Source organism: Duncaniella freteri (genome assembly GCF_004766125.1).
Taxonomy (GTDB): Bacteria; Bacteroidota; Bacteroidia; order Bacteroidales; family Muribaculaceae; genus Duncaniella; species Duncaniella freteri.
Window position 1 is genome coordinate 163,582 of record NZ_SJSA01000002.1, and the last position, 20,842, is coordinate 184,423.

Genomic DNA, 20,842 nt, shown 5'->3' on the forward strand with positions numbered 1-20,842 from the left:
GATCAATCACGTTTAATACCGAATAGTTCCCAAAGGGTGTTGAGTTTTCTTTTGAGTACAAAACCTACGCCAGTCTGAGTGATTTCTCCTTCGAGTATGCTCTCGAAACCTGTGTGACGGAATATCTTGACATACATCGAGCCTGACCGGTTGAGCATGTATTCAAACGATATGTCGTTGATGAGATTCTGAGAGAAGTTCTCATCGCTGTCGGCATCAGTTGAATAGTTCCCTCCTACCACAATCTTGAACCGGTCATTGAACAGGCTCTTCGATACTTTATAGCTGTAGGATGTAGCTGTCGATGTGTTCCCCTCATATGTGCGGTCATATTGGTCTATGCCGAAGGATATGTCGACACCTCGTATATTGTTTGCCGCCCAGGAATTGAGCTGTGAGGTCAGGAACGAGAAAAGCGGGTTGCCTGAAAGCGATGTGCCTTTGGTTCCTGCTCCTGTGTAGACGTTGTAGAGCAGCAGGTTCATGGCCTGGTTGGCTCGCTGTTCAGCTGACATTGATGTCAGCTCATTCTGGACGGTTATGTCATCGTTGGTGGAAAGATCGAACGACACGTTCATATTATCGAATGTGTTTGTGACGGCGAGCATCACATCAAAGTTGACTACACGAGAGTTCTGTCCGTCCTGAGTGACGTTTGCTCTTACCACATCCACGGCATGTATATTTAGTACAGGATTCATCATGTTGCCGTTGAATGCTATGTAGGACCCATCCTGGAATGCGAAGTTCTTCTCGCTCATCAGCGGAGGGGTGTAGCGGACAAATCCGCTGTTAATGTTGACGCGTCCGGTCAGACGTTCTCCGTTGAGTGGTGACATCGTGAAGTCGAGGTCGCCTGAAGGGAGTACCTGTATACGGTTGGAGCCGTTGGATGAAAGGTCTACATTGACGGTCGCACCTTCTCTAAGATGCAGGTCGGCATTGATGTTGAGAGCCATGTCGGTTGATGATATGCTGTCGGCTCTCAGCGTGGATGTAGTGTCGTTGAATTGGACAAAGTGCACCATGTCCTGTGTGGACTGGGTGGTTACAGTCTCGCTCACTTCCGGAAGAACGTATGTGACATTAGTGCCTTCGAGCAGCGAGATATCGGCGTTGACATTCAGCATATGCATATTGCCTTTGACTCCGGCAAAGAAGTCGAGGAATGCTTTGCCGTACACATCGGACCCTCCTCGTGCACGGTCGCTCTTGACAACCTGTATGTTTCTTGCTGCCATATGGAGGTCGAGCTTCATATCGGATAGCGATCTTGCATCGACGGTGCCGTTTATGCTGAGCGGATTGCTGTTGCAGCCAAGGATGCTGAAATCCTTGAATGTGATAACATTGCTGTCGACAGGGATCTTCTCCTCAGAGAATTTGAAGGATGTGCCGAGCATAGTGACCTTGACAGCTGTGGTGTCAAAATCGATGTATCCGTCAAAGATAGGGTGAGCCATGTCTCCGGTGATCTTCATAGAGCCGTTAAGAAGTCCTGAAAGGGTTGCTGTCTTATTTGGTATGAATGGATTTACCACGTGGAGCGGGAACCGTATCATGTTGAAGTCGAGCATGAACGGTGAGGCAAGGGTCGAATCGTTAAGCACACCGCGTGCTGTGATGGTACGTACGGAGTCTACCATCAGTGCGACATCTGCCATCAGTTTTCCTCCGGGTGAGTTTTCGACATTTACATCAAGGTCAAAATCTCCCACACGGTCACGCCCATAGTAAAGGTCGGACAGTGATACTATACCATTGCCGGTGAGAATAGGATTTTCGTATCTGAAGCTTAGGTCAGCTGACAGATCTCCTTTTACCGGCGGAGCAAACGGATTGATCGACAGCCAGTCCTGTATGCGTATACGAGAGATCTGTACTTTTAGATCCTCCTGAGATCCGGAGTAATGCTTGTGAATAGTGTCGGTAGAGTCATTGTCGTGATGGGCTTCTTCGTGGGCGGTGAATATACGTATGAAGCTGTTGTCGCCTGAAAGTTTCAGATTGGCGTCAAGATGCTTGTTGGTAAGATCGAAACTTATGAAATTATCTTTGTTTAGAGTCCAGGGCTTATATGCTATTGTTGGTTTGACTGGCACGAGTCGCACTGTCACTATGCTGTCAGCAATGTCGGCGTTCATGCCGAGATTGAAGCCTTTTTCACCCTTGATGTTTTTCTGTTTGAAGAAAACAGATGCGCGGTTGAATCCTGCAAAACCATTCAGTGTGACATGTGCAAAATCATCGAATGTGCCAGGACGGTTATCCATGGATGCATGATACACGAGGTATTCACCATGCTGTATGGCATTGAGTCGTACGGTGTCAATACGGGTCGAGCCTGACACGATATTTGTAACAGTTGAGTTTAATGTGAGTAATGAGTCACTGGAAAGGACAGCGGATGCCGAGCCTAATTTTATGCCGGATGATTCGAGGTACTGTGCTGCGAAATTGGATCTGCCCATATCGGCCTGTAATGAGAAGTCGGGTATGGCGTTGTTTAGGGCTTTCACATCGACACGCATGCTATCAATCTGTTGCTGCACCATGGTCATAGCCGGAGTGAGTCCGGATATGAATGAGAAGATTGATCCCGGAGTAGTGAGAAGGATGTCAAGGTCACCGTTTCTAAGAGATGTGCGTGAGCCGTTATCTTCTGAGCGTGCTGTGAGTGATATAGGCTCTTTTGGTGCAATGGTTATGCCTGGTAGATGCCATGACAGTGAATTTACATCAGCTCTGACATCCATGCCTTGCGTGCTTATATTGTAGAAGCCGGATGAGGTTATGCCGAGACGACCTCCGTTGATGGAATCGGAGAGGTGAAGAGACTGAAGATTTATGTCTTTGAGGTCACCGTTGATATTGTAGAGCACGGAGTCGTTGTAGAGTCGGGCGTCGAAATTGATGGTCGCGTCAGCTCCGGGATTATGACTCACAAGTGTTCCTGTAGCCTCGCCGGCATGGAGCGAGGTGTTAAGGTTGATGTCACGGTATGTTTCATTGAGATATGTAACCTGAGAAAGTCTCACATCTGCGTCCACCGATGTGTCCTTTGACATCGGGTTATATCCTTTGCCATTCAGAGTGGTGTGTGCTGTGATGTTGCCTACACCGAGTGATGGCATGAATGCGTCCACCGGAAAATTGTCAAGAGATATGCTGGCATTGTATTTTTCAGGAAGTGCCAGCCATGAGCCGTCGGCAGCGAGTCTGCCTCCACGTGTGGTGACTGCGAGTTTGCCTGATGCCTTGCCGGGATGATAGTCCACGTTGGCTTTAAGCTGTAGTGCAGGGACTACAGGTATCGGTAGGAATGAGAATTTACGGTCAGAGAGTGAGGCAAGTGCTCCATCCATTATTATCTTACCGCCTATTTTATCGGGATTGAAAGGGTTGTCGACAGTTCCGTTACCTTTGAGTCTGAACACGTCGGGCATCGACATATTCAGTTCGCGTATATTGAGCCGGCTTGCCGTTCCATTAACATCCGTGGAGAATGTAAGGAGGCCCATTGGTGCGAGCATGGCTTTCATATCGGGGAATGCCGTTGCAATATCGGATGGCGAGATCGCACCGTTTCCTTTAATATATAGTGGTATGTCAGGGTCGGAAGAGATATTCCCATTCCCCATACGGGCGTCAAACCTGAGCATTGATCGGAGTGTGGATATACTGAATTTCTCGGCTGACATGCTTGTGGAGTCCATGCTGAAAACTCCATCGGCACGAAGTGATAGCCCGCTCCGTTCTACAGCTGTGAATTTACGTAATGGCACACGTATGTCAGTGCCTTGATTGTAGAATGAATCTATCTCTATCTCAATGCCTGAGACTCCTATATAGGATGGGTCGAATCCGGGTTGAGGGATTGCTCCTCGTTCAGCGTACAATGCATAATCGGATGTTAGACGCAGGGTGTCGGCAGTGATTGTCCACATGTCGGACGAGGGTGGTATTATGGTGTCGACAGATGTAGGCGAGGGGACCGAATCAACTTTTGGATATATGTATGCAGCTGCTACGCTGTCAATCCGAAGGCTTTGCCCGAATATCTTTTTTGAGCGCATATCCACTGTTGCAAGTCGCAGAGAGGCATTCCCTACATGACATCCGAGAGAATCGATTGTGGGTAGCATTTCCATTGAATAGTCAACATCGCTGATGTTGATCAGTCCGGCTCGTACAAGCCATGGAGCTGATGCAGCTGTGTCGACTGGGGTGGCAGTGGTGTCTTCAAGCATACGCAATCTGACGCGTACTCCCGATATGTCAGCACGGTCGAGATTTACTATATTTTCATTGAGTATGATATCGGTCGCAGAGATGTCACCGTGGGTTATGTTGGCACGAAGCCACATTATGGAATCGGAATTTCCAAGCTGGTAGAAGGCTGAATCAATTGTGATACCGTCTACTGTCACATGTCCGCGCAAAAGAGGCATTATTTTTAGAGAGAGAGAGGCCTGGCGTGCTGTGAGCATGGTGTCGCCACCTGCCTGAATCACGTTTATGCCACCCGCTTTAAGCCTCAGAGGAAAACTTAGTCGCAGGTGTTCTGCCTGAATATTCATACCGGTGGATTGGCTTACCTTTTCAGTGGCAAAGCCTACAGCCCAGTTCTGGATAGGAGGGATATATAGCAGTATCGGGACGAGCACCACTAATATAACCGGTACCAGAATAATCCAAAGTAATATTTTGCAAACCCTACGGACCAAAATGTGAGAATATTAGAATTGTTGAAACTTGATGAATTGTATATAAGAAACCTGATATTCACTCTTGGTGGGAAGTGTTTATCAACGGTTATATTTTAACAACCCTTAATGCAGCCAAAAAGTTTTGTAAGATAGATATAAAAAACTCTCGCTGACAACTGCCGGATTGGCTATTAGGAGCGAGAGTCTTTGAATCTGTTTATTGGACTGACAGTAATAGCCGTACAGTGTTGTATATAGTGTGCGCCATTACTGGGCAAGAGATACAAGGAGCCCCTTGCCGTCCTCAGTGCTCTGGAACATGAGCTTACCTTCGCGGGCAAGCCATCCGAGAGCAGCATAAAGTTCTTTTTCAGTTTTAATTTTAGCCATCTTCTTAAGCTGTTTTGTGTCAACAGTTTCAGCTTCATTTAGGGCAGCCCATACGAGACCGGCATTCAGCCCGATAGTTTCAATGTTCATTGTTAAGTATGTATTAATTGGTTAAAAATAGATTGCCTTTAATGATAAAGTGAATATCAAGTATTTAAGCAATGCGACGCGCAAATTTAATAAAAAATTGTTAAACGTCAGTCATCTTTGAAACAAAAATGGCTGACGTTTAGTTCAAAAAGCTAAAAATTTTATTGTCAAACCCTTACATCTAAGCGATAGGGCAACGATATATAGCTTGTTTTACCGTGTGAGTATTGATGAAGTATATGGTGCGACAGAGCCTGTTATTTTACCGGATTTCACTTCAAAAGATGTGCCGTGTAAACTGTCGGAGTATGTTCCGTCAGGGAGAGTTGTTGCAATGTCTATTGCCTGTGGCTGTCCGGAGATATTGATTATGACGAGACCTGCTTTTCCGCGTTCAACAGAAATCACAGCTCCGTTGTCGGATGATGTCACTTTTTCGGGCTGTCCGTGCATTGCACGGCGGAACTTGTTGATTGCCACTACTTCCGGGTGTTTGAATTCATCATTCCCGCGAGCACCTACACGGTTGTTTCCCCAATAGTTTTCGCGGGTGCTTCCTGCCGGGCGGCTATAGAACAGAGGTGTGCCGTTCTGACGAGCTGCAAGGAATACATATCCCATTCTTACCTGTTCATCGGTAAGGTCGGCTGACTCATGCTGGTTGCAGTATGTATCGTGTGATTCTACCCATGTCACAAGGTGTTTGCCGTCGACAGGGTGGTGCCATGTGAGGAGTGAGTCGGCATTGAAGTCAGCTTTCTCAAGCACGTTGCGCAGTGCGTGCCCATAGTTGCTTGCCACAAGATCCATGTATTCACCGTACTCCGCCTCCTTTACGTTGCGGTCCTGAAGGACTTCTCCATATATGAAGAGTGAATCGCGTGGCACAGCGAGCCTTACGCCCTTGACCTCTTCCCGGCCGGTAGCGACATCCCAGAAATTGTTGCGTTCGGCGAGTGAGTCCAGTGGATCGGACGGCAATCCTATGTGCTTGGCAGTGTCGTAACGGAAGCCTTTCACTCCGAGGCTGAGCAGATCGTTTACATAATTCATGTAGTAAGCCTGGAAATCGGGATTTTCGGTATTGACATCAGGTAGCCCGCCCATCTTGCCGGTGGTGCACTGGTATCGGTCATTGTAGTCGATTATGTCAGTGAGTCCGTTGGCATGGAACAGTTTGTCATGTCCGCCTACGGCATTGTCGAGGTCAGGCAATACTGCCGAGTGATCGACTGCTGTATGGTTGGGGAGTACATCGACAATGATTTTTACATTGTATTTTGAAGCACTGTCCATCATGGACTTGAATTGGTCGCGTGAGCCCAGCAGATAGTTGCCTATTTTCCAGTCGGTAGGCTGATAGTAGTAGTACCATTTTCCTTTGATCGAGTCGCCTGGCTGAGAGTATAGTGCCATGCCGCCATCCTCACCCACAAAACAAGTGTTAGCCGGGGATGTCTGCACATAAGCATATCCAGCCTCTGCTATATCTTTCATGTTTGCTGCGATTGTGTCGAATGACCATGACCAGGCATGAAGTATCACCTCATCGTTGGTGTCGGCTTCGGGAGCCTGATCCGTTTTATGGCAAGATGTAGCTATAATGCTCCCTGCCATAGCGAGGAATAAAATTTTTTTCATAGATGGAATTATATGTAAGTATGATATTAGCCGGAAAAGAATTGGTAATCGGGGCTTTGGCTACTCTCTTAAGCCCCCTGATTCATATATAGAGAGTGATTGTGATAAGATATATGAGGGATGCAGGAATCACGAGCAGCAGCGAGTCAATACGGTCAAGGATTCCGCCATGGCCAGGAAGTAGATTGCCTGAGTCCTTGACTCCAAGAGTGCGTTTTATTAGTGATTCCACAAGATCGCCCCAGGTGGCGAAGATGGCTACAGTCACGCCCATTCCGCAGAGCGCGGCGAGAGGGATTGATTCAAAATAAATTCCGAATCCGTATTTCATAACGAATGCCGATGCTGTTGCGAAGAGTATTCCGCCGAAGAATCCCTCCCATGTTTTCCCGGGGGATATGCGTGGGAACAGTTTGTGCTTTCCTATCATTGAGCCTACAAGAAATGCTCCGGTGTCGCTGAGCCAGATCATGATGAACATTGCAAGCAGGAGAGCTGCCCCGTCAGATAGCGTGTAGTACATTGACATGATGCCGAGTGGCAATGCTATGTACATCTGCCCCATATAAGAGTATGCGAGGCTGGCAAGGGGGGATGGTTCCTGGCTGTAGAGCTGCATCACAAGACGTATCACCATATAAAGAAGATACATGATAAAAAATGTGCCTCCGAGTACTGCTGTGGTGTGGGGGGTGAGGAGTCCTATATTTACGCAACTGAGCCCTACAAAGAGTATGAGAGTTCCTGCTATGTCAGAGATCAGAGTGATGACATTTTCACCACCGTTTTTTGCTATGGTGAGATTGGCGAACTCATTTATGGCGAGTATGGCAAACAATGCGAATAGCGATACGAACCACCATCCGCCGGCAAGAACGGCAGCAACGATGAGTGCAACGTATATTACGCCTGTCAGGGAGCGTTTCAATAGGTTCTTCATTGTCGGATTTATTTGTTTCTGCAAAAATAGTGAAAAAATACCAAAAAAGCTTGGGAAAGGCTCTAAAATTTAGAGCCTTTCCCAAGCTTTGTGGAGTTGCTAAAGTTTATTGTGGACTTACACCAGATGCGCGATGAGTGATTCGCGGTCACCAGGCAGTAGGTCTATCACAGGGATCTCGACCATTGTGTATGCTCCTGGTGCAAGACGCATTGCGGCTCGTGCCACAGCTACAAGGAGCTGGGCTGTGAGCGCGGGATTGTTGATGCTCATAGTGAACTCAAAACGCTGGTTCTGAGTCTGCCCTGAAACACCCTTGCGCACCATATGCACACCGTGGCCCATATCCTTTACTGCATCCACACTCTCCACTGCCATAACGTGTGTTTCGTCGGAAGCAAAATAGGGGTCCTCCTTTACAGCTTTGGCTACCTCTTCGAGAGTTGCTCCGGGCAGGAGTTCCACATACACCATACGGCGGTGCATTCCGTCACCCTTAGGCATGGTCATGGAAAGGGCGTTCTTCACTCCTGGCTTTGATTTGACACATACTGTGTGTCCCATGCTCATGCCGGGTCCGAAGTTGGTATAAGTGATGCCTTTAGGGGCAGCTGCTTCAAGAAGGGTCCTTATTATGGAATCGCTTCCCGGGTCCCAGCCTGCTGATATGACTGACACTTTTCCGGCTTTTACCGCAGCTTCGTTGAGGGAGCGGCGGAGCGCGGTGATCTGGGTGTGGATGTCAAAACTGTCGACAGTATTGATTCCCAAGGCAAGGAATTCGAGAGCGTATTTCTCGACTTCACGCGTGGGTGTGCAGAGAATTGCCACATCGACATGTCCGAGCTCGCGGATATCGGTTACGACTGGATAGGGTGTCAGTTCGAGGGGTTTCTCTCCGAGGTTACGGCGTACTACGCCGGCTATCTCCATATCAGGAGCGGCTTCGAGAGCCTGAATTGTGAATTTACCTATGTTGCCATAACCGACAACTGCTGCACGGATTTTAGTCATAAATGGTCGAATTAGTTTATATGTTTATTTCTTGACGATAGCTTCTGTATCGCGGGCGATCATCAGCTCCTCGTCAGTGGGTATTACCACTACTTTCACCTTGGATGCCGGGGTGGAGATTACTTTCTCTTCGCCACGTACCTTGTTGACTTCCATGTCGATCTCTACACCCATGAATGCGAGCGGAGCACAGACATTAGAGCGGAGTGAACACTGGTTCTCGCCGACACCTCCTGTGAATACTATGATATCGACGCCTCCCATTTCGGCTGCATAGGCTCCGATATATTTTGTGATGCGCTGCTCATACATGTCCAGCCCGAGGCAAGCGCGAGGGTTTTTGGCGTCTACGGCTGCTTCTATCTCACGCATGTCGCTTGATATCTCGCTGGTGCCGAGCATGCCGCTCTCCTTGTTGATGATCTTCTGGAGTTCTGTTGCCGACAGGTTATGCTTGAGCATAAGGTAAACGAGCGCGCCCGGGTCAACGTCGCCTACTCGTGTTCCCATCATGAGACCTTCAGTGGGAGTGAGCCCCATGGATGTATCCACGCTTTTTCCGTCGACTACAGCTGTTATGGAACCGCCGTTGCCGATGTGGCAGGTGATGATTTTCTGTCCGACAGGAGAGATCCCAAGGAATTCACACACGCGCTGTGACACATAGCGGTGGCTTGTGCCATGGAAACCGTAGCGGCGCACACCGTCCTCTGTATAGTATTTGTAGGGGAGGGCATACATGAACGACTTTGCGGGCATGGTCTGATGGAATGCTGTGTCAAACACTGCTACCTGAGGCACTTCAGGCATGAGGGCAGTGATTGCGTCGATACCGGTCATGTTGGCGGGGTTGTGGAGGGGGGCAAGGTCATAGCACTGTTTGATCATGTCCTTGACCTCATCGGTGATAAGTACGCTTTGGCTGAACTTTTCTGCTCCGTGTACCACACGATGTCCTACAGCATCGATCTCAGCATAATTCTTTATGCATCCTTCAACAGGATCAGAGAGGAGGTTGAGAATAGCTTTTACCGCACCGTTATGGTCGGTCTGGCCAAGCTCGATAATGGCTTTTGAACCATCGGCTTTTTTGTATTTGAGGAATCCGTCGGCAAGACCGATTTTCTCTGCTCCACCTTCAGCGAGAACAGCGTCGGATGATGTATCAATGAGCTTGTATTTTACGGAACTGCTTCCGCAGTTGAGGACTAATATTTTCATGGTTTATTTGTTTTCTTTTAGACCGATTGCCTGGTTGCAGGTGATGATGATTGTTTTGTAGATATCCTCGGGGAAGCATCCGCGGGAAAGGTCGTTGACCGGAGCGGCAAGACCCTGTAGAACAGGACCTACAGCCTCAACACCGCCAAGACGCTGAACGAGCTTGTAAGCAATGTTGCCTACTTCGAGAGACGGGAACACGAGGACGTTGGCGCGACCTGCGAGCGGACTGTTGGGGGCTTTGCTGTTGGCTACGCTGGGTACGAGTGCGGCATCAGCCTGAAGTTCTCCGTCGAGCTGTAGTTCGGGAGCCATGCGGTGAGCGATCTGTGTCGCTTCAATCACTTTATCGATGCGCTCGTGCTTGGCACTTCCCTTAGTTGAGAAGCTGAGGATTGCCACGCGGGGTTCCATGCCTGCGATGTCGCGGGCGGTCTGTGCTGCGGATACGGCTATCTGTGCGAGCTCTGTGGCTGTTGGATCGGGGATTACTGCACAATCGGCAAAGATAAGGAGTCCGTTTGTGCCGAAGGACGAGCCTTCGGGGAGCACCATTACGAATGCGCCTGACACTACGTTTATGCCTGGCATTGTCTTGATTACCTGAAATGCTGCGCGGAGCACATTGCCGGTGGTGTTGAGTGCACCTGCCACCTGTCCGTCGGCATCGCCGCTCTTTATCATGAGGCAGCCGAGATACAGCGGGTTGGCTGTGGTGGTGCGGGCCTCTTCCATTGAGATACCTTTTTTCTTGCGGAGTTCGTAGAACAGCGGAGCGTATTTGTCAATGATAGCCTCGTCAGTAGGGTTGACTATCGTTGCCTTGTCGATGTTGGTGAGTTTGAGCTCCGATGCCATCGTGTTGATCTCCTTTGGGTCGCCAATCAGGATGATGTCGGCAATGCCTTCCGCTATGATGCGGTCGGCGGCTGTGAGTGTACGGGGCTCGGTCCCTTCCGGGAGCACGATGCGCTGGCGTGAGGCCTTGGCTTTCGCAGTAAGTTTTTCAAATAATCCCATAACTGTATTCAGGTATTATAATTTGGTTGTTGATTTTGTCGGATGAATTGATGATTGTTGTTGGTACAAATTTATTCATCGGCAAAGTTACAAACAATTTCCCCCAATGGCAAAAAAAATTGTCATTGGGGGAATGATTTTATCAAATGTTATTGTACCCTTATTTCAGAAGGGGTTTCCTTATCGTTGTCAAGTGTTATTTCAAAACGAAGGGTCTTTTCTGTGGGGTCGTATTTGTAGTTCCTGATTTTGCGATCGTCAACAGTCACGGAAGTGGGAGTAAACCCTGTACGATGAATCACAAATGAGAGTTTTTTTGTTTTCTTGCTTTCCGGGTAGCTCCCTGTGGCTTTTATTTTAATATTTATTGAGGAAGGTGTGGTTTCGCCTGTGAAAGTCACTAAGCGGTATTCTTTGTCGGATAGTGAGGAGGTTGAGCCTGGGTTGTCCTCATAGAGCGTATAGGATGATTCCCCTTCGGCGGGATAGTAGTTGATCGTGTACCGGTCAGTGCGGTAGTCGCCTGTGTTATCCATCGGGTAATCGGCAGTGGGTATGAATGATCCCGCACGTACGAACAGAGGTAGGGTTTCAAGAGGTGCGGCATACGATATGGTGTCGCCCTCATGATATGTCGTTTCGGGGTTTGTAATGTCTATCCATTCACCTTCAGGGAATATTATTCTGCGTTTAGTCGCCCCCTTTGTAAGAACCGGAGCAACGAGGACATCACGCCCCCAGAGGTACTCGTCGGCAATGTCATCGTACTTCGCACTTCCGTGACTATAGAAATTGAGGGGACGTACGAGCGGCAGTCCGTCAGTGGCATTTTCATAGGCAAGAGTATAGTTGTAAGGGAGCCATCGGTATCGCTCCTTTATGAGCGGTAGTATTATGTGCTGCTGCTCCGGATAGTTGTATGGTTCGGCGGTGCGCTGTGCGTGAGTGCGTAGTACCGGTGAAAATGTGCCGAGCTGTAGCCAGCGGACATACAGTTCGGGGTCGTATGGGGCAGATTCGTCAATCGCGAATCCTCCGACATCGTGGCTCATATATCCCAGTCCGCTCAGTCCGGAGTTGAGCATGATTGTGATCTGAGGTTGCAGTCCGCCCCATGAGCGTGACACATCGGTCGACCATGGAAACACGCTGTATTGCTGAAGCCCGGTGGTGCCTCCACGCATCATTGTCATGAGTCGGCGGTCAGGGAATTCCTCTTTGTACAGATCATAGATTATCTTGCTCCAGTCATTGCCATATTTATTATGGTATTGGCGTGTGGTGAGTCCGTTTGCGTGCAGTCCGCTTTCAGGGTGCACTTCCGGTTCGCCGAGGTCTCCCCACCATCCTCCTACACCATCAAGAGTGAGCTGTTTGTATCGTTCTTTTAGCCATTTCCTGGTATTGGGATTGGATACATCAAACATCCCTCCTTCGCCTACCCATATGGTCACTTCCTGTGGGGCTCCTGTTGAGTCTTTGAGTAGTAGGCCGTTGTCACGCAGATAGTTGTAGTTGTCAAGGCCTTTGCCGTTACGTAGGATATATGGCTGAGATATTATTACAGTGTTGACTCCTCTTTTCTTGAGGTCGGATAGCATTCTGCGATGGTCGCGCCATTGTGACGGTTCCCATGAGAGTCTGCCCATATCCTGCTCTTTGCCGTACCAGTATAGGTCAAGCACTATGCCGTCGAGAGGGTAGCCTGAGCGTTTCAGGGTGTCGACGACTCCGATGGTCTCATCCTGTGTCCTGTAGCCGTATTTTGATGTTATGTAGCCAAGTGACCACAGTGGTGGGAGCGGCTGATGCCCGGTCAGGGTTGTCAGTTTTGGCATTAGTGACGCAAGCGTGCCGGCGGAATTTATGAAGTAGTATGAGACCGGTTCTTTGGCTTCTGTGGTGTATACGATAGGATTTGACATTACCATGTTGGCAGCCGCATAGTCATCGAACACTACGGCATAGCCGTTGGAACTTAGAAATAGCGGCATGGTTATGTTCATCTGCTTGATGCGAGGATCGCCGGCTGTGTAGCCATAGTTCTGTTTGTTGTACATCACGAGGGTATCGCCTGCGAGGTTGAAGCTGTAGCCTCGTTCGCCTGCTCCGTAGAAAGAACCGCTCCCCATCGTTGACAGACGGATGGATTGTTGTCCGTCGGATATTTCCCTTATGCCATTGTCGCTTATCGAACGATCATGCCCGGCTGTGATGTCAACTGCACCGGTGACGGTATTGACCCTTACGGTTACCCCTGTTGAAGTGGTGAACAGTTGCATGTCTCCGACAGTGGTTACTGAACAGTCAGGTGAGGCTTGGGCCATTGGTGGCAATGTCGCTGAAGGAGTTTCGCCTGGTGCGAAATTCTCTACTCGGATAATGTCGGGGGTGAGTGCCGATACAACAACATTCCGTCCTTGAATGGTAGTGGTGCTAATGGACTCTGCATTCAGTAGTTCAGTGACCATCGAAGCCAGCATTATTACACAGATGTAGCGCGTGGCAATGGATGTTTTGTTCATTTTTAGGAAAGTAAGTATGATGATATAAGGTATTACAGTCTGCAAATTTACTTGGTATTTTTAATAACTGATACCGGATAATTGTTAAAGTTTAGTTAAAACTCTTGACAGGAGGCTATAATGATAGTAATTTTGTGACGTTTTTATTATAATATGCCTAAGAAGCGTTTTCATCATATCCCATTGTTCAGCACCCGGGCTACGGCAACAGTGTCAGTGGCTCTTGTGCTAGTGATTCTCGGCATTGCTGCTCTTGTAGGCATTGCTGCCCATGTTCTTACTCAGTCAGTAAGGGACAATATGGGATTTGTAATAATCTTTAATGACGGTGTGACCGCCGATGACATCTCCAAGATAACTGACGGACTGAAAAAATGTAATTCTGTAAGTTCCACCGTATATTCATCACCCGATGATATCCTCGAACGCTGGCAGAAAATGGTCGGCGAGGATGAGAACATAATGAGTCTTGCAGGAGTGAATCCTTTCACTCCTGAACTTGAGGTGAAGGTGACTAAGGAGTATGCCTGTGCCGATAGTATACAGATGCTTGTGGCACCAATAAATCTTATGCCGCAAGTGAGTGATGTGAAGGTGCACAATGAGCTGATTGATAGTGTCAACCATACCCTGCATAGTGTGTCTCTTACGCTTGTGTGCATTGCAGTGGCATTGCTTGTGGTCTCCTTTGTGTTGATATTCAATACAGTGAGACTTTCGGTGTATTCCAAGCGTTTTCTTATTAATACAATGCAGCTTGTCGGAGCTACTTCCGGGTTCATACGCCGTCCTTTCCTTATGGAAAGTGTTGTCAATGGTGCTGTGGCAGGGGTGTTTGCGTCAGGGATAGTCGCTGCTATGCTCTATTATTGTCAGATGTTTGCGCCATCCGTGAAATCAGTGCTTGAGTGGAGAGACGCCGTAATGGTCATGGTCGCTATGATAATTATCGGTATGGTGATATGCCTTGTGGCAGCTGTTTTCGCATGCAACAGATATCTCTCTTTAAGTTACGACGAACTTTATAAATAATCATCATAAAAATTATGGCATATAAGAACGAACGCCGCAGGTCAGAGAATGATGTTCTCGACAAACAGAGCGAGCGCGAAATGCCCTTTCTCCGTATCAATTTTATACTCATGGCAATCGCCGGGATCATGATAGTGCTTGGGTTTCTGCTTATGGCGGGAGGGTCAAGTGACTGGGGTGCATTCAATCCTGATATATTTTCGACTCGCAGGATTGTAGTGGGCCCGACAATCGCTTTCCTCGGATTCATATTCATGGGAGTAGGGATTATGTTCTCACGTAATAAAAAGTAAACGGTGCGGATATGGATTGGATTGATGCGCTTATCCTTGGCATAGTACAGGGGCTTGCCGAATATCTACCTATAAGCAGTAGCGGACATCTTGAGATATTTCGTGAAATCCTCGGTCTTGATATTTCAGGGGAGGATGCTTTGGAGTTTGATGTGACTCTCCATGTTGCCACTGTACTGAGCACGATTGTGGTGCTTTGGAAGGAGTTCATGCCGTTGTGCAAATCGTTTTTTACTATAGCGAGGGACGATAAGTTTTTCTATGTATGTAAGATTCTTTTATCTTGCATTCCCATTGCGATAGTAGGGCTATGCTTCAAGGATACTGTGGAGAGCTTTTTCGGTAGCGGTCTGACAATAGTCGGTATATGCCTTCTTGTTACAGCTTGCCTGCTCAGTTTTGCCTATTATTTCCGTAATCCGGAGCGAGAGGCTCGATATCACACTATGGGACATGATATCACATGGCTTGATGCTATTGTGATAGGTTGCGCTCAGGCGGTAGCGGTCCTTCCCGGGCTCAGCCGTTCAGGCACAACCATCGCTACAGGTCTTCTTTTGGGTGACAGGCGTGACAGGATCGCTCAATTCTCATTCTTTATGGTGATAATCCCCATTCTTGGGGAGGCACTGTTGGGGATGAAGGATATTCTTGCTGGCGAAGGCATGGGCGAGACAGTAGGTGCCGGACCGTTGCTGATCGGTTTTTTTGCCTCTTTCATTGTTGGATGCATTGCCTGCAAATGGATGATTGAGATTGTCAAGAAAGGCAAATTGATTTGGTTCGCACTTTATTGTGCATGTGTCGGAGTGCTTTGTCTTATATGGTAAGCTATTAAATCTATGGATTTTATCACAGGAGAGATTCTATATATTGACAAGCCTCTTGAATGGACTTCGTTTGATGTTGTCAAGCGTGTTCGCGGGGTGTTATTGCATCGTCTTCACCGTAAGAAGATGAAGGTCGGACATGCCGGGACCCTCGATCCTCTTGCTACAGGAGTCATGGTTGTAGTGACAGGAAAATCAACTAAACTTATAGAGCAGCTTCAGGCCGGGGTTAAAGAGTATGTGGCTACAATCCAGCTTGGAGCCACGACTCCGTCTTATGATCTTGAGACTGAGATCGATGCCACTTATCCTACTGAGCATATCACACGAGAGGCTGTTGATGCGATTCTGCCTGATTTCATTGGGCGCATTGAGCAGGTGCCTCCGGCATTCTCGGCATGTAAGGTCGATGGTAAGCGTGCTTATGATATGGCACGCAAAGGCAAAGAGGTCGAGCTCAAACCCAAGATACTTGTGATTGATGAAATAGAGGTTGAGGAATTCGACTCTGATAAAATGACACTCCGGCTACGCATAGTGTGCAGCAAGGGAACATATATCCGCGCTCTTGCCCGGGATATCGGCAAAGCCCTCAACAGCGGAGGTCATCTGATAGCTCTGCGGCGCACTCGTGTAGGTGACATGAGAGTGGAGGACTGTCTGACAGTAGAGCAGGCTGTTGAACTGATACGCACTACTGACATCATAATTCCTGATGAGGAAAACAATAACTGATCAATACTATTTATCGTATATAACTGACTGAAAGAGGATGAAACTTTCACAATTTAAATTCAAGCTCCCTGAAGAGCTTATAGCGCAGCATCCTGTTGGGGAACGAGACGAAGCTCGACTGATGGTGGTGAATCGTAAGGATGGGACGATCGAGGACCACTCATTTAAGGAGATCATCAATTATTTTGATGAGGGAGACTTGTTTGTCTACAATGATTCTATGGTGTTCCCGGCTCTTCTCTATGGCAATAAGGAAAAGACCGGTGCCCGCATCGAAGTGTTCCTGCTCAGGGAACTTAGTGCGGAGAATAAGCTGTGGGATGTTCTGGTGGAACCGGCTCGCAAGATCCGTATAGGCAACAAGCTGTACTTTGGCGACGATGAGTCTATGGTGGCTGAGGTAATCGACAATACCACCTCGCGTGGACGCACACTGCGTTTCCTCTATGACGGATCGCATGAGGAGTTCAAGGAGGAGCTTTACAAGCTCGGGTCAACACCTTTGCCATTCTATATCAATCGTGATTCCGCTCAGGAAGATACCGAGCGTTATCAGACGATATATGCTCGTAACGAGGGTGCTGTTGTGGCTTCAGGAGCCGGACTTCACTTCTCGCGTGAACTTATGAAACGCCTTGAAATCAAGGGTGTTGGTGAGGCCTTCATTACCATTCACAGCGGTCTTGGCAATTATCGTGAGATCGATGTCGAGGATCTTACCAAGCATCGTATGGACTCAGAGGAGATGGAGGCATCACAGGTGCTTGTTGACAAGGTGAATGCCACCAAGGATGCCGGTCGTAAGGTATGTGCCGTAGGTACTCAGGTGCTGCGTGGTATAGCAAGTGCCGTGAGCATGGGCGGTCATATGAAAACTTATTCTGGATGGACCAATAAGTTCATATTCCCTCCTTATGATTTTACTGTCACTGATGCCCTGGTGTCAAATTTCCATCTTCCGTATTCTACAATGCTCATGATGGTTGCCGCTTTCGGCGGTTATGACCTCGTGATGGAGGCTTATAAGAAGGCGGTCAAGGAGGGTTATAAGTTTGGCGTCTACGGCGATTCAATGCTTATCATCTAATTGGCTAAATTTCTTACAATACCTAAAACCGGGGAAGGGATCTATCGTGAAAAGATGAGCCGTTTCCTCGCATTTGCACTCCCGGTGTCGTCAGTCGATGATGCCAGGGAGTGCATAGCTCTTTATGCCAACGAGTATCACGACGCACGTCATGTATGCTGGGCATACATGATCGGTGCTGACCGTCTTACTTTTCTGTCAAGCGATAATGGAGAGCCATCGGGTACAGCAGGCAAACCGATCCTGGGGCAGATAAATTCTCTCGGTCTTACCAATGTCGTAGTGATTGTGGTGAGATACTTCGGAGGTATAAAGCTTGGGACATCCGGTCTGATTGTCGCTTATCGTGAAGCCGCGCGCATGGCACTTGATGATGCCGGAGTAGTGGAGGGACGCGAGATGACAACACTGTCGGTGACATTTCCCTATCTTGCCATGAATGATGTGATGCGTGTCGTAAAGGGTGCTCATCCTCGTGATTGTGTAAGGATTACCGGGCAGGAGTTTGACAATACATGTACAATCACCCTATCACTCCCGCTTGACGTTCTTGAAGAGCTTGCCAGCCGACTTGACAGTATTTCCGGAACGTCATTAAACTATTAAACCTCCAATATTGTTACTATATCGAATGAGGAATTTAAGGCTTATTGACATATAGTCTGCTGAAAATTCAGTATCTTTGTCAATCGATATCTCCTCATTTCTTCATCACAAATTCTCACACTGAAAGTTATAACAACTTCAATCAATGACCACCGACAACAGCAAAGATCTGCTCCCGATGATTATCGAGGGAATACAAGAACGCAAAGGAAAAAACATCACTGTGGTTGATCTCAGCAGCATAGAGAGTGCGGCTGCTTCCCGCTTCGTTATATGTGAGGGCACCTCCACTCAGCATGTAGCCGCTGTTGCTGACAGCATCCGCGAATACATTTTTGACAAGTCCCGTATCAAGCCTTACAATTATGACGGATATGGAAATTCACAATGGATAGTCATAGATTACGATGATACGCTTGTGCACATTTTTGTTCCTGAGATGCGTCGACTCTACGATCTTGAAGGGCTTTGGAGCGATGCGTCCATCACAGATGTCCCTGATCTTGACTAAGGCATAAACCAATATACCTCAAATGGATACTCCTAACAATAAACCTAAGAAATCTGGTATACGTTTCAGTATGTACTGGGCGTATGCCATAATAATAGTGTTCCTTCTCGGGATGCTCTATATTGATGATAACTCTCTGACAAAAGATGTGAGCTACTCCAAGTTCGAGCAATATGTCGAGTCGGGAGGTGTCAAGAAGATTACGGTCTTCACCAATACTAACAGGGCTGAGGCTGAAGTCTCCGATTCGCTGGCAAGCACCATATTCCATGAGGCGCAGTTCAAGCCTGGAAGCGGTACTGTAGCCCATATCATCACTGACATCCCTTCTGCCGATAAGATGAAGGATCAGATTGATGCCTGGAGCGAGGCAGGAAAGTTCAATGGCGAGGTAAATTATGAGAAATCATCGGATTATACCTCCATGCTGTGGACTTTCGGTCCTATCGTGCTTTTGGTGGCTTTCTGGTTCTTTATGATGCGGCGAATGTCGGGCGGTGCCAATGGTGGCGGTCCAGGCGGTGTATTCAATGTCGGGAAATCCAAAGCAAAAGTATTTGAGAAAGGGGAGGCAACCAATGTCACTTTCAAGGATGTGGCGGGTCTTACCGAACCTAAGACTGAGATTCAGGAGATTGTGGAATTCCTGCGCAACCCTCAGCGTTACACCGATCTTGGAGGTAAGATACCTAAGGGCGCGCTTCTTGTAGGACCTCCCGGAACAGGAAAGACCCTTCTTGCAAAAGCTGTGGCAGGTGAGGCAAATGTGCCGTTCTTCTCTATGTCAGGCTCGGATTTTGTCGAGATGTTTGTAGGTGTGGGTGCATCGCGTGTGCGAGACCTGTTCCGTCAGGCAAAGGAAAAAGCTCCGTGCATAGTGTTTATAGATGAGATCGATGCTGTGGGTCGTGCTCGTGGCAAGAATCCTAATATGGGTGCCAATGACGAACGTGAGAACACCCTCAATCAGCTTCTCACTGAGATGGACGGCTTCGGGTCCAATAGCGGAGTGATAATTCTTGCTGCTACCAACCGTGCCGATATTCTTGATAAGGCTCTTCTGCGTGCCGGACGTTTCGACCGTCAGATAACAGTGGACCTTCCTGAACTAAAGGATCGTGTCGAGATCTTCAATGTCCATCTGCGCAACATAAAGAAGGATGATACGGTGGACGTAGAGGTGATGGCTCGTCAGACAGCCGGATTCTCAGGTGCTGATATTGCCAATGTGTGTAACGAGGCTGCGCTTATCGCAGCCCGCAATAATAAGAAGACAGTCGACCGCGACAGCTTCATGTCGGCTATCGACCGTATAATATGCGGTCTTGAACACAGTTCCAAGATCATATCTCCTGAGGAGAAGAAAGCTATCGCGATCCATGAGGCAGGACACGCCACGGTGTCTTGGTTTCTTGAGTACTCCAACGAGATGGTCAAGGTGTCGATTGTTCCACGCGGCATGGCTCTTGGTGCTGCATGGTATATGCCGGAGGAACGTCAGATCACGCCTCTTCAGGCTCTGCTTGATCAGATGTGCATGACATTGGGCGGGCGTGCTGCCGAGGAGCTTTCTCTCGGAGAGATTTCTACAGGTGCGCTCAACGATCTTGAGAAAGTCACCAAGATGGCATATGCTATTGTAGTGTATTATGGCATGAGCGAGAAGCTCCCTAATGTATGTTATTATGATTCCACAGGTCAGTCTTACGGTTTCTCCAAGCCCTATGGCGGAGAGCGAGCCAAGCAGATTGACGAGGAGGTGTCACGAATCATTAGCGAGCAGTATGAGCGGGCAAAACAGATTATCAGAGATCATAAGGAAGGTCATGCCAGGCTTGCTGAGACTCTTCTCACGAAAGAGGTGATGTACTCCGAGGATCTCAAGGAAATATTCGGTGAGCGTCAGTGGCGTTCTCGCACTGAGGAGATAATGCTTCTCCAGGCAGAGCGTGATGCCGCCCGCGAGGCAGCTAAAGCCGCAGAGAGTAAATCCGATGTAGAGGAAGAGAAGGAAAACTCCTCTGAGCCGCAGGATGTAGTTGCTGTAGAGGTGAATCCGGTAGAGGAGACTAAGCCTCAGGATGATAACGATGACTCATCAGTTGCCACACCGCCTCCATTCAAAGGAGTGTAAAATAGTTATCACACCATAATATTAAGGCTCGAACCAAACATCGGTTCGAGCCTTAATATTATGG

Annotated in this window: 16 protein-coding genes; 8 read left to right on the forward strand and 8 right to left on the reverse strand. The window is 48.1% G+C overall.

Going from position 1 to position 20,842, the window contains the following annotated elements; translation table 11 throughout:
- Nucleotides 1–2 precede the first annotated feature (2 nt).
- From EZ315_RS10645 to EZ315_RS10680, 8 genes are all read right to left on the reverse strand, one after another.
- Nucleotides 3–4,667 (reverse strand): translocation/assembly module TamB domain-containing protein, encoded by a 4,665-nt coding sequence (locus EZ315_RS10645; protein ID WP_135472060.1) that lies wholly within the window; start codon nt 4,665–4,667, stop codon nt 3–5.
- Nucleotides 4,668–4,976: 309 nt separating this feature from the next.
- Entirely contained in the window at nt 4,977–5,189 is a 213-nt protein-coding gene (locus EZ315_RS10650) for a winged helix-turn-helix domain-containing protein (RefSeq protein ID WP_135472061.1), read from the reverse strand.
- 213 nt (nt 5,190–5,402) lie between these two features.
- Nucleotides 5,403–6,830, reverse strand: coding sequence for an alpha-amylase family glycosyl hydrolase (locus EZ315_RS10655; RefSeq protein WP_242452583.1), 1,428 nt, complete (start codon nt 6,828–6,830; stop codon nt 5,403–5,405).
- An 82-nt stretch (nt 6,831–6,912) separates the two neighbouring features.
- On the reverse strand, nt 6,913–7,770 hold the full coding sequence (locus tag EZ315_RS10660; protein WP_135472063.1) for a phosphatidate cytidylyltransferase: 858 nt from the start codon (nt 7,768–7,770) through the stop codon (nt 6,913–6,915).
- Between the two features lie 117 nt (nt 7,771–7,887).
- Nucleotides 7,888–8,784, reverse strand: coding sequence for a diaminopimelate dehydrogenase (locus EZ315_RS10665; RefSeq protein ID WP_135472064.1), 897 nt, complete (start codon nt 8,782–8,784; stop codon nt 7,888–7,890).
- A 24-nt stretch (nt 8,785–8,808) separates the two neighbouring features.
- Nucleotides 8,809–10,005: an acetate/propionate family kinase gene (locus tag EZ315_RS10670; RefSeq protein ID WP_135472065.1), complete on the reverse strand. Its 1,197-nt coding sequence runs from the start codon at nt 10,003–10,005 to the stop codon at nt 8,809–8,811.
- 3 nt (nt 10,006–10,008) lie between these two features.
- Entirely contained in the window at nt 10,009–11,025 is a 1,017-nt protein-coding gene (gene pta / locus EZ315_RS10675; protein ID WP_135472066.1) for a phosphate acetyltransferase, read from the reverse strand.
- A gap of 149 nt (nt 11,026–11,174) precedes the next feature.
- A complete protein-coding gene (locus EZ315_RS10680; RefSeq protein WP_135472067.1) occupies nt 11,175–13,550 on the reverse strand; it encodes a TIM-barrel domain-containing protein in 2,376 nt (791 codons plus the stop codon).
- A 153-nt stretch (nt 13,551–13,703) separates the two neighbouring features.
- Here EZ315_RS10680 and EZ315_RS10685 point away from each other — a divergent pair, with 153 nt between their 5' ends.
- The 8 genes from EZ315_RS10685 to ftsH all read left to right on the forward strand — a co-directional run bounded on the left by EZ315_RS10685 (nt 13,704) and on the right by ftsH (nt 20,778).
- A complete protein-coding gene (locus EZ315_RS10685) occupies nt 13,704–14,582 on the forward strand; it encodes a cell division protein FtsX (protein WP_135472068.1) in 879 nt (292 codons plus the stop codon).
- A gap of 14 nt (nt 14,583–14,596) precedes the next feature.
- A complete protein-coding gene (locus EZ315_RS10690; protein WP_135472069.1) occupies nt 14,597–14,875 on the forward strand; it encodes a DUF3098 domain-containing protein in 279 nt (92 codons plus the stop codon).
- An 11-nt stretch (nt 14,876–14,886) separates the two neighbouring features.
- Nucleotides 14,887–15,705: an undecaprenyl-diphosphate phosphatase gene (locus EZ315_RS10695; RefSeq protein WP_135472070.1), complete on the forward strand. Its 819-nt coding sequence runs from the start codon at nt 14,887–14,889 to the stop codon at nt 15,703–15,705.
- Nucleotides 15,706–15,717: 12 nt separating this feature from the next.
- Nucleotides 15,718–16,440 carry a tRNA pseudouridine(55) synthase TruB gene (gene truB, locus EZ315_RS10700; protein WP_135472071.1) on the forward strand — a complete coding sequence of 241 codons (723 nt, stop codon included), beginning with the start codon at nt 15,718–15,720 and terminating at the stop codon, nt 16,438–16,440.
- A gap of 37 nt (nt 16,441–16,477) precedes the next feature.
- The gene (gene queA, locus EZ315_RS10705) at nt 16,478–17,527 is read left to right on the forward strand and encodes a tRNA preQ1(34) S-adenosylmethionine ribosyltransferase-isomerase QueA (protein ID WP_135472072.1); all 1,050 of its coding nucleotides are present in this window, start codon (nt 16,478–16,480) and stop codon (nt 17,525–17,527) included.
- Nucleotides 17,528–18,133, forward strand: a complete 606-nt coding sequence (locus EZ315_RS10710; protein WP_370463745.1) for an IMPACT family protein — start codon at nt 17,528–17,530, stop codon at nt 18,131–18,133.
- Between the two features lie 145 nt (nt 18,134–18,278).
- Nucleotides 18,279–18,644 carry a ribosome silencing factor gene (gene rsfS, locus EZ315_RS10715; protein WP_135472073.1) on the forward strand — a complete coding sequence of 122 codons (366 nt, stop codon included), beginning with the start codon at nt 18,279–18,281 and terminating at the stop codon, nt 18,642–18,644.
- Between the two features lie 22 nt (nt 18,645–18,666).
- Nucleotides 18,667–20,778 (forward strand): ATP-dependent zinc metalloprotease FtsH, encoded by a 2,112-nt coding sequence (ftsH, locus tag EZ315_RS10720; RefSeq protein WP_135472074.1) that lies wholly within the window; start codon nt 18,667–18,669, stop codon nt 20,776–20,778.
- Nucleotides 20,779–20,842 lie beyond the last annotated feature (64 nt).

What these genes read in the sequence shown, in the direction of transcription:
- EZ315_RS10650 (WP_135472061.1), bottom strand. Translation starts at nt 5,189, where the DNA reads ATGAACATTGAAACTATCGGGCTGAATGCCGGTCTCGTATGGGCTGCC.
- EZ315_RS10655 (WP_242452583.1), bottom strand. Translation starts at nt 6,830, where the DNA reads ATGAAAAAAATTTTATTCCTCGCTATGGCAGGGAGCATTATAGCTACA.
- EZ315_RS10660 (WP_135472063.1), bottom strand. Translation starts at nt 7,770, where the DNA reads ATGAAGAACCTATTGAAACGCTCCCTGACAGGCGTAATATACGTTGCA.
- EZ315_RS10665 (WP_135472064.1), bottom strand. Translation starts at nt 8,784, where the DNA reads ATGACTAAAATCCGTGCAGCAGTTGTCGGTTATGGCAACATAGGTAAA.
- EZ315_RS10670 (WP_135472065.1), bottom strand. Translation starts at nt 10,005, where the DNA reads ATGAAAATATTAGTCCTCAACTGCGGAAGCAGTTCCGTAAAATACAAG.
- pta (WP_135472066.1), bottom strand. Translation starts at nt 11,025, where the DNA reads ATGGGATTATTTGAAAAACTTACTGCGAAAGCCAAGGCCTCACGCCAG.
- EZ315_RS10680 (WP_135472067.1), bottom strand. Translation starts at nt 13,550, where the DNA reads ATGAACAAAACATCCATTGCCACGCGCTACATCTGTGTAATAATGCTG.
- EZ315_RS10685 (WP_135472068.1), top strand. Translation starts at nt 13,704, where the DNA reads ATGCCTAAGAAGCGTTTTCATCATATCCCATTGTTCAGCACCCGGGCT.
- EZ315_RS10690 (WP_135472069.1), top strand. Translation starts at nt 14,597, where the DNA reads ATGGCATATAAGAACGAACGCCGCAGGTCAGAGAATGATGTTCTCGAC.
- EZ315_RS10695 (WP_135472070.1), top strand. Translation starts at nt 14,887, where the DNA reads ATGGATTGGATTGATGCGCTTATCCTTGGCATAGTACAGGGGCTTGCC.
- truB (WP_135472071.1), top strand. Translation starts at nt 15,718, where the DNA reads ATGGATTTTATCACAGGAGAGATTCTATATATTGACAAGCCTCTTGAA.
- queA (WP_135472072.1), top strand. Translation starts at nt 16,478, where the DNA reads ATGAAACTTTCACAATTTAAATTCAAGCTCCCTGAAGAGCTTATAGCG.
- rsfS (WP_135472073.1), top strand. Translation starts at nt 18,279, where the DNA reads ATGACCACCGACAACAGCAAAGATCTGCTCCCGATGATTATCGAGGGA.
- ftsH (WP_135472074.1), top strand. Translation starts at nt 18,667, where the DNA reads ATGGATACTCCTAACAATAAACCTAAGAAATCTGGTATACGTTTCAGT.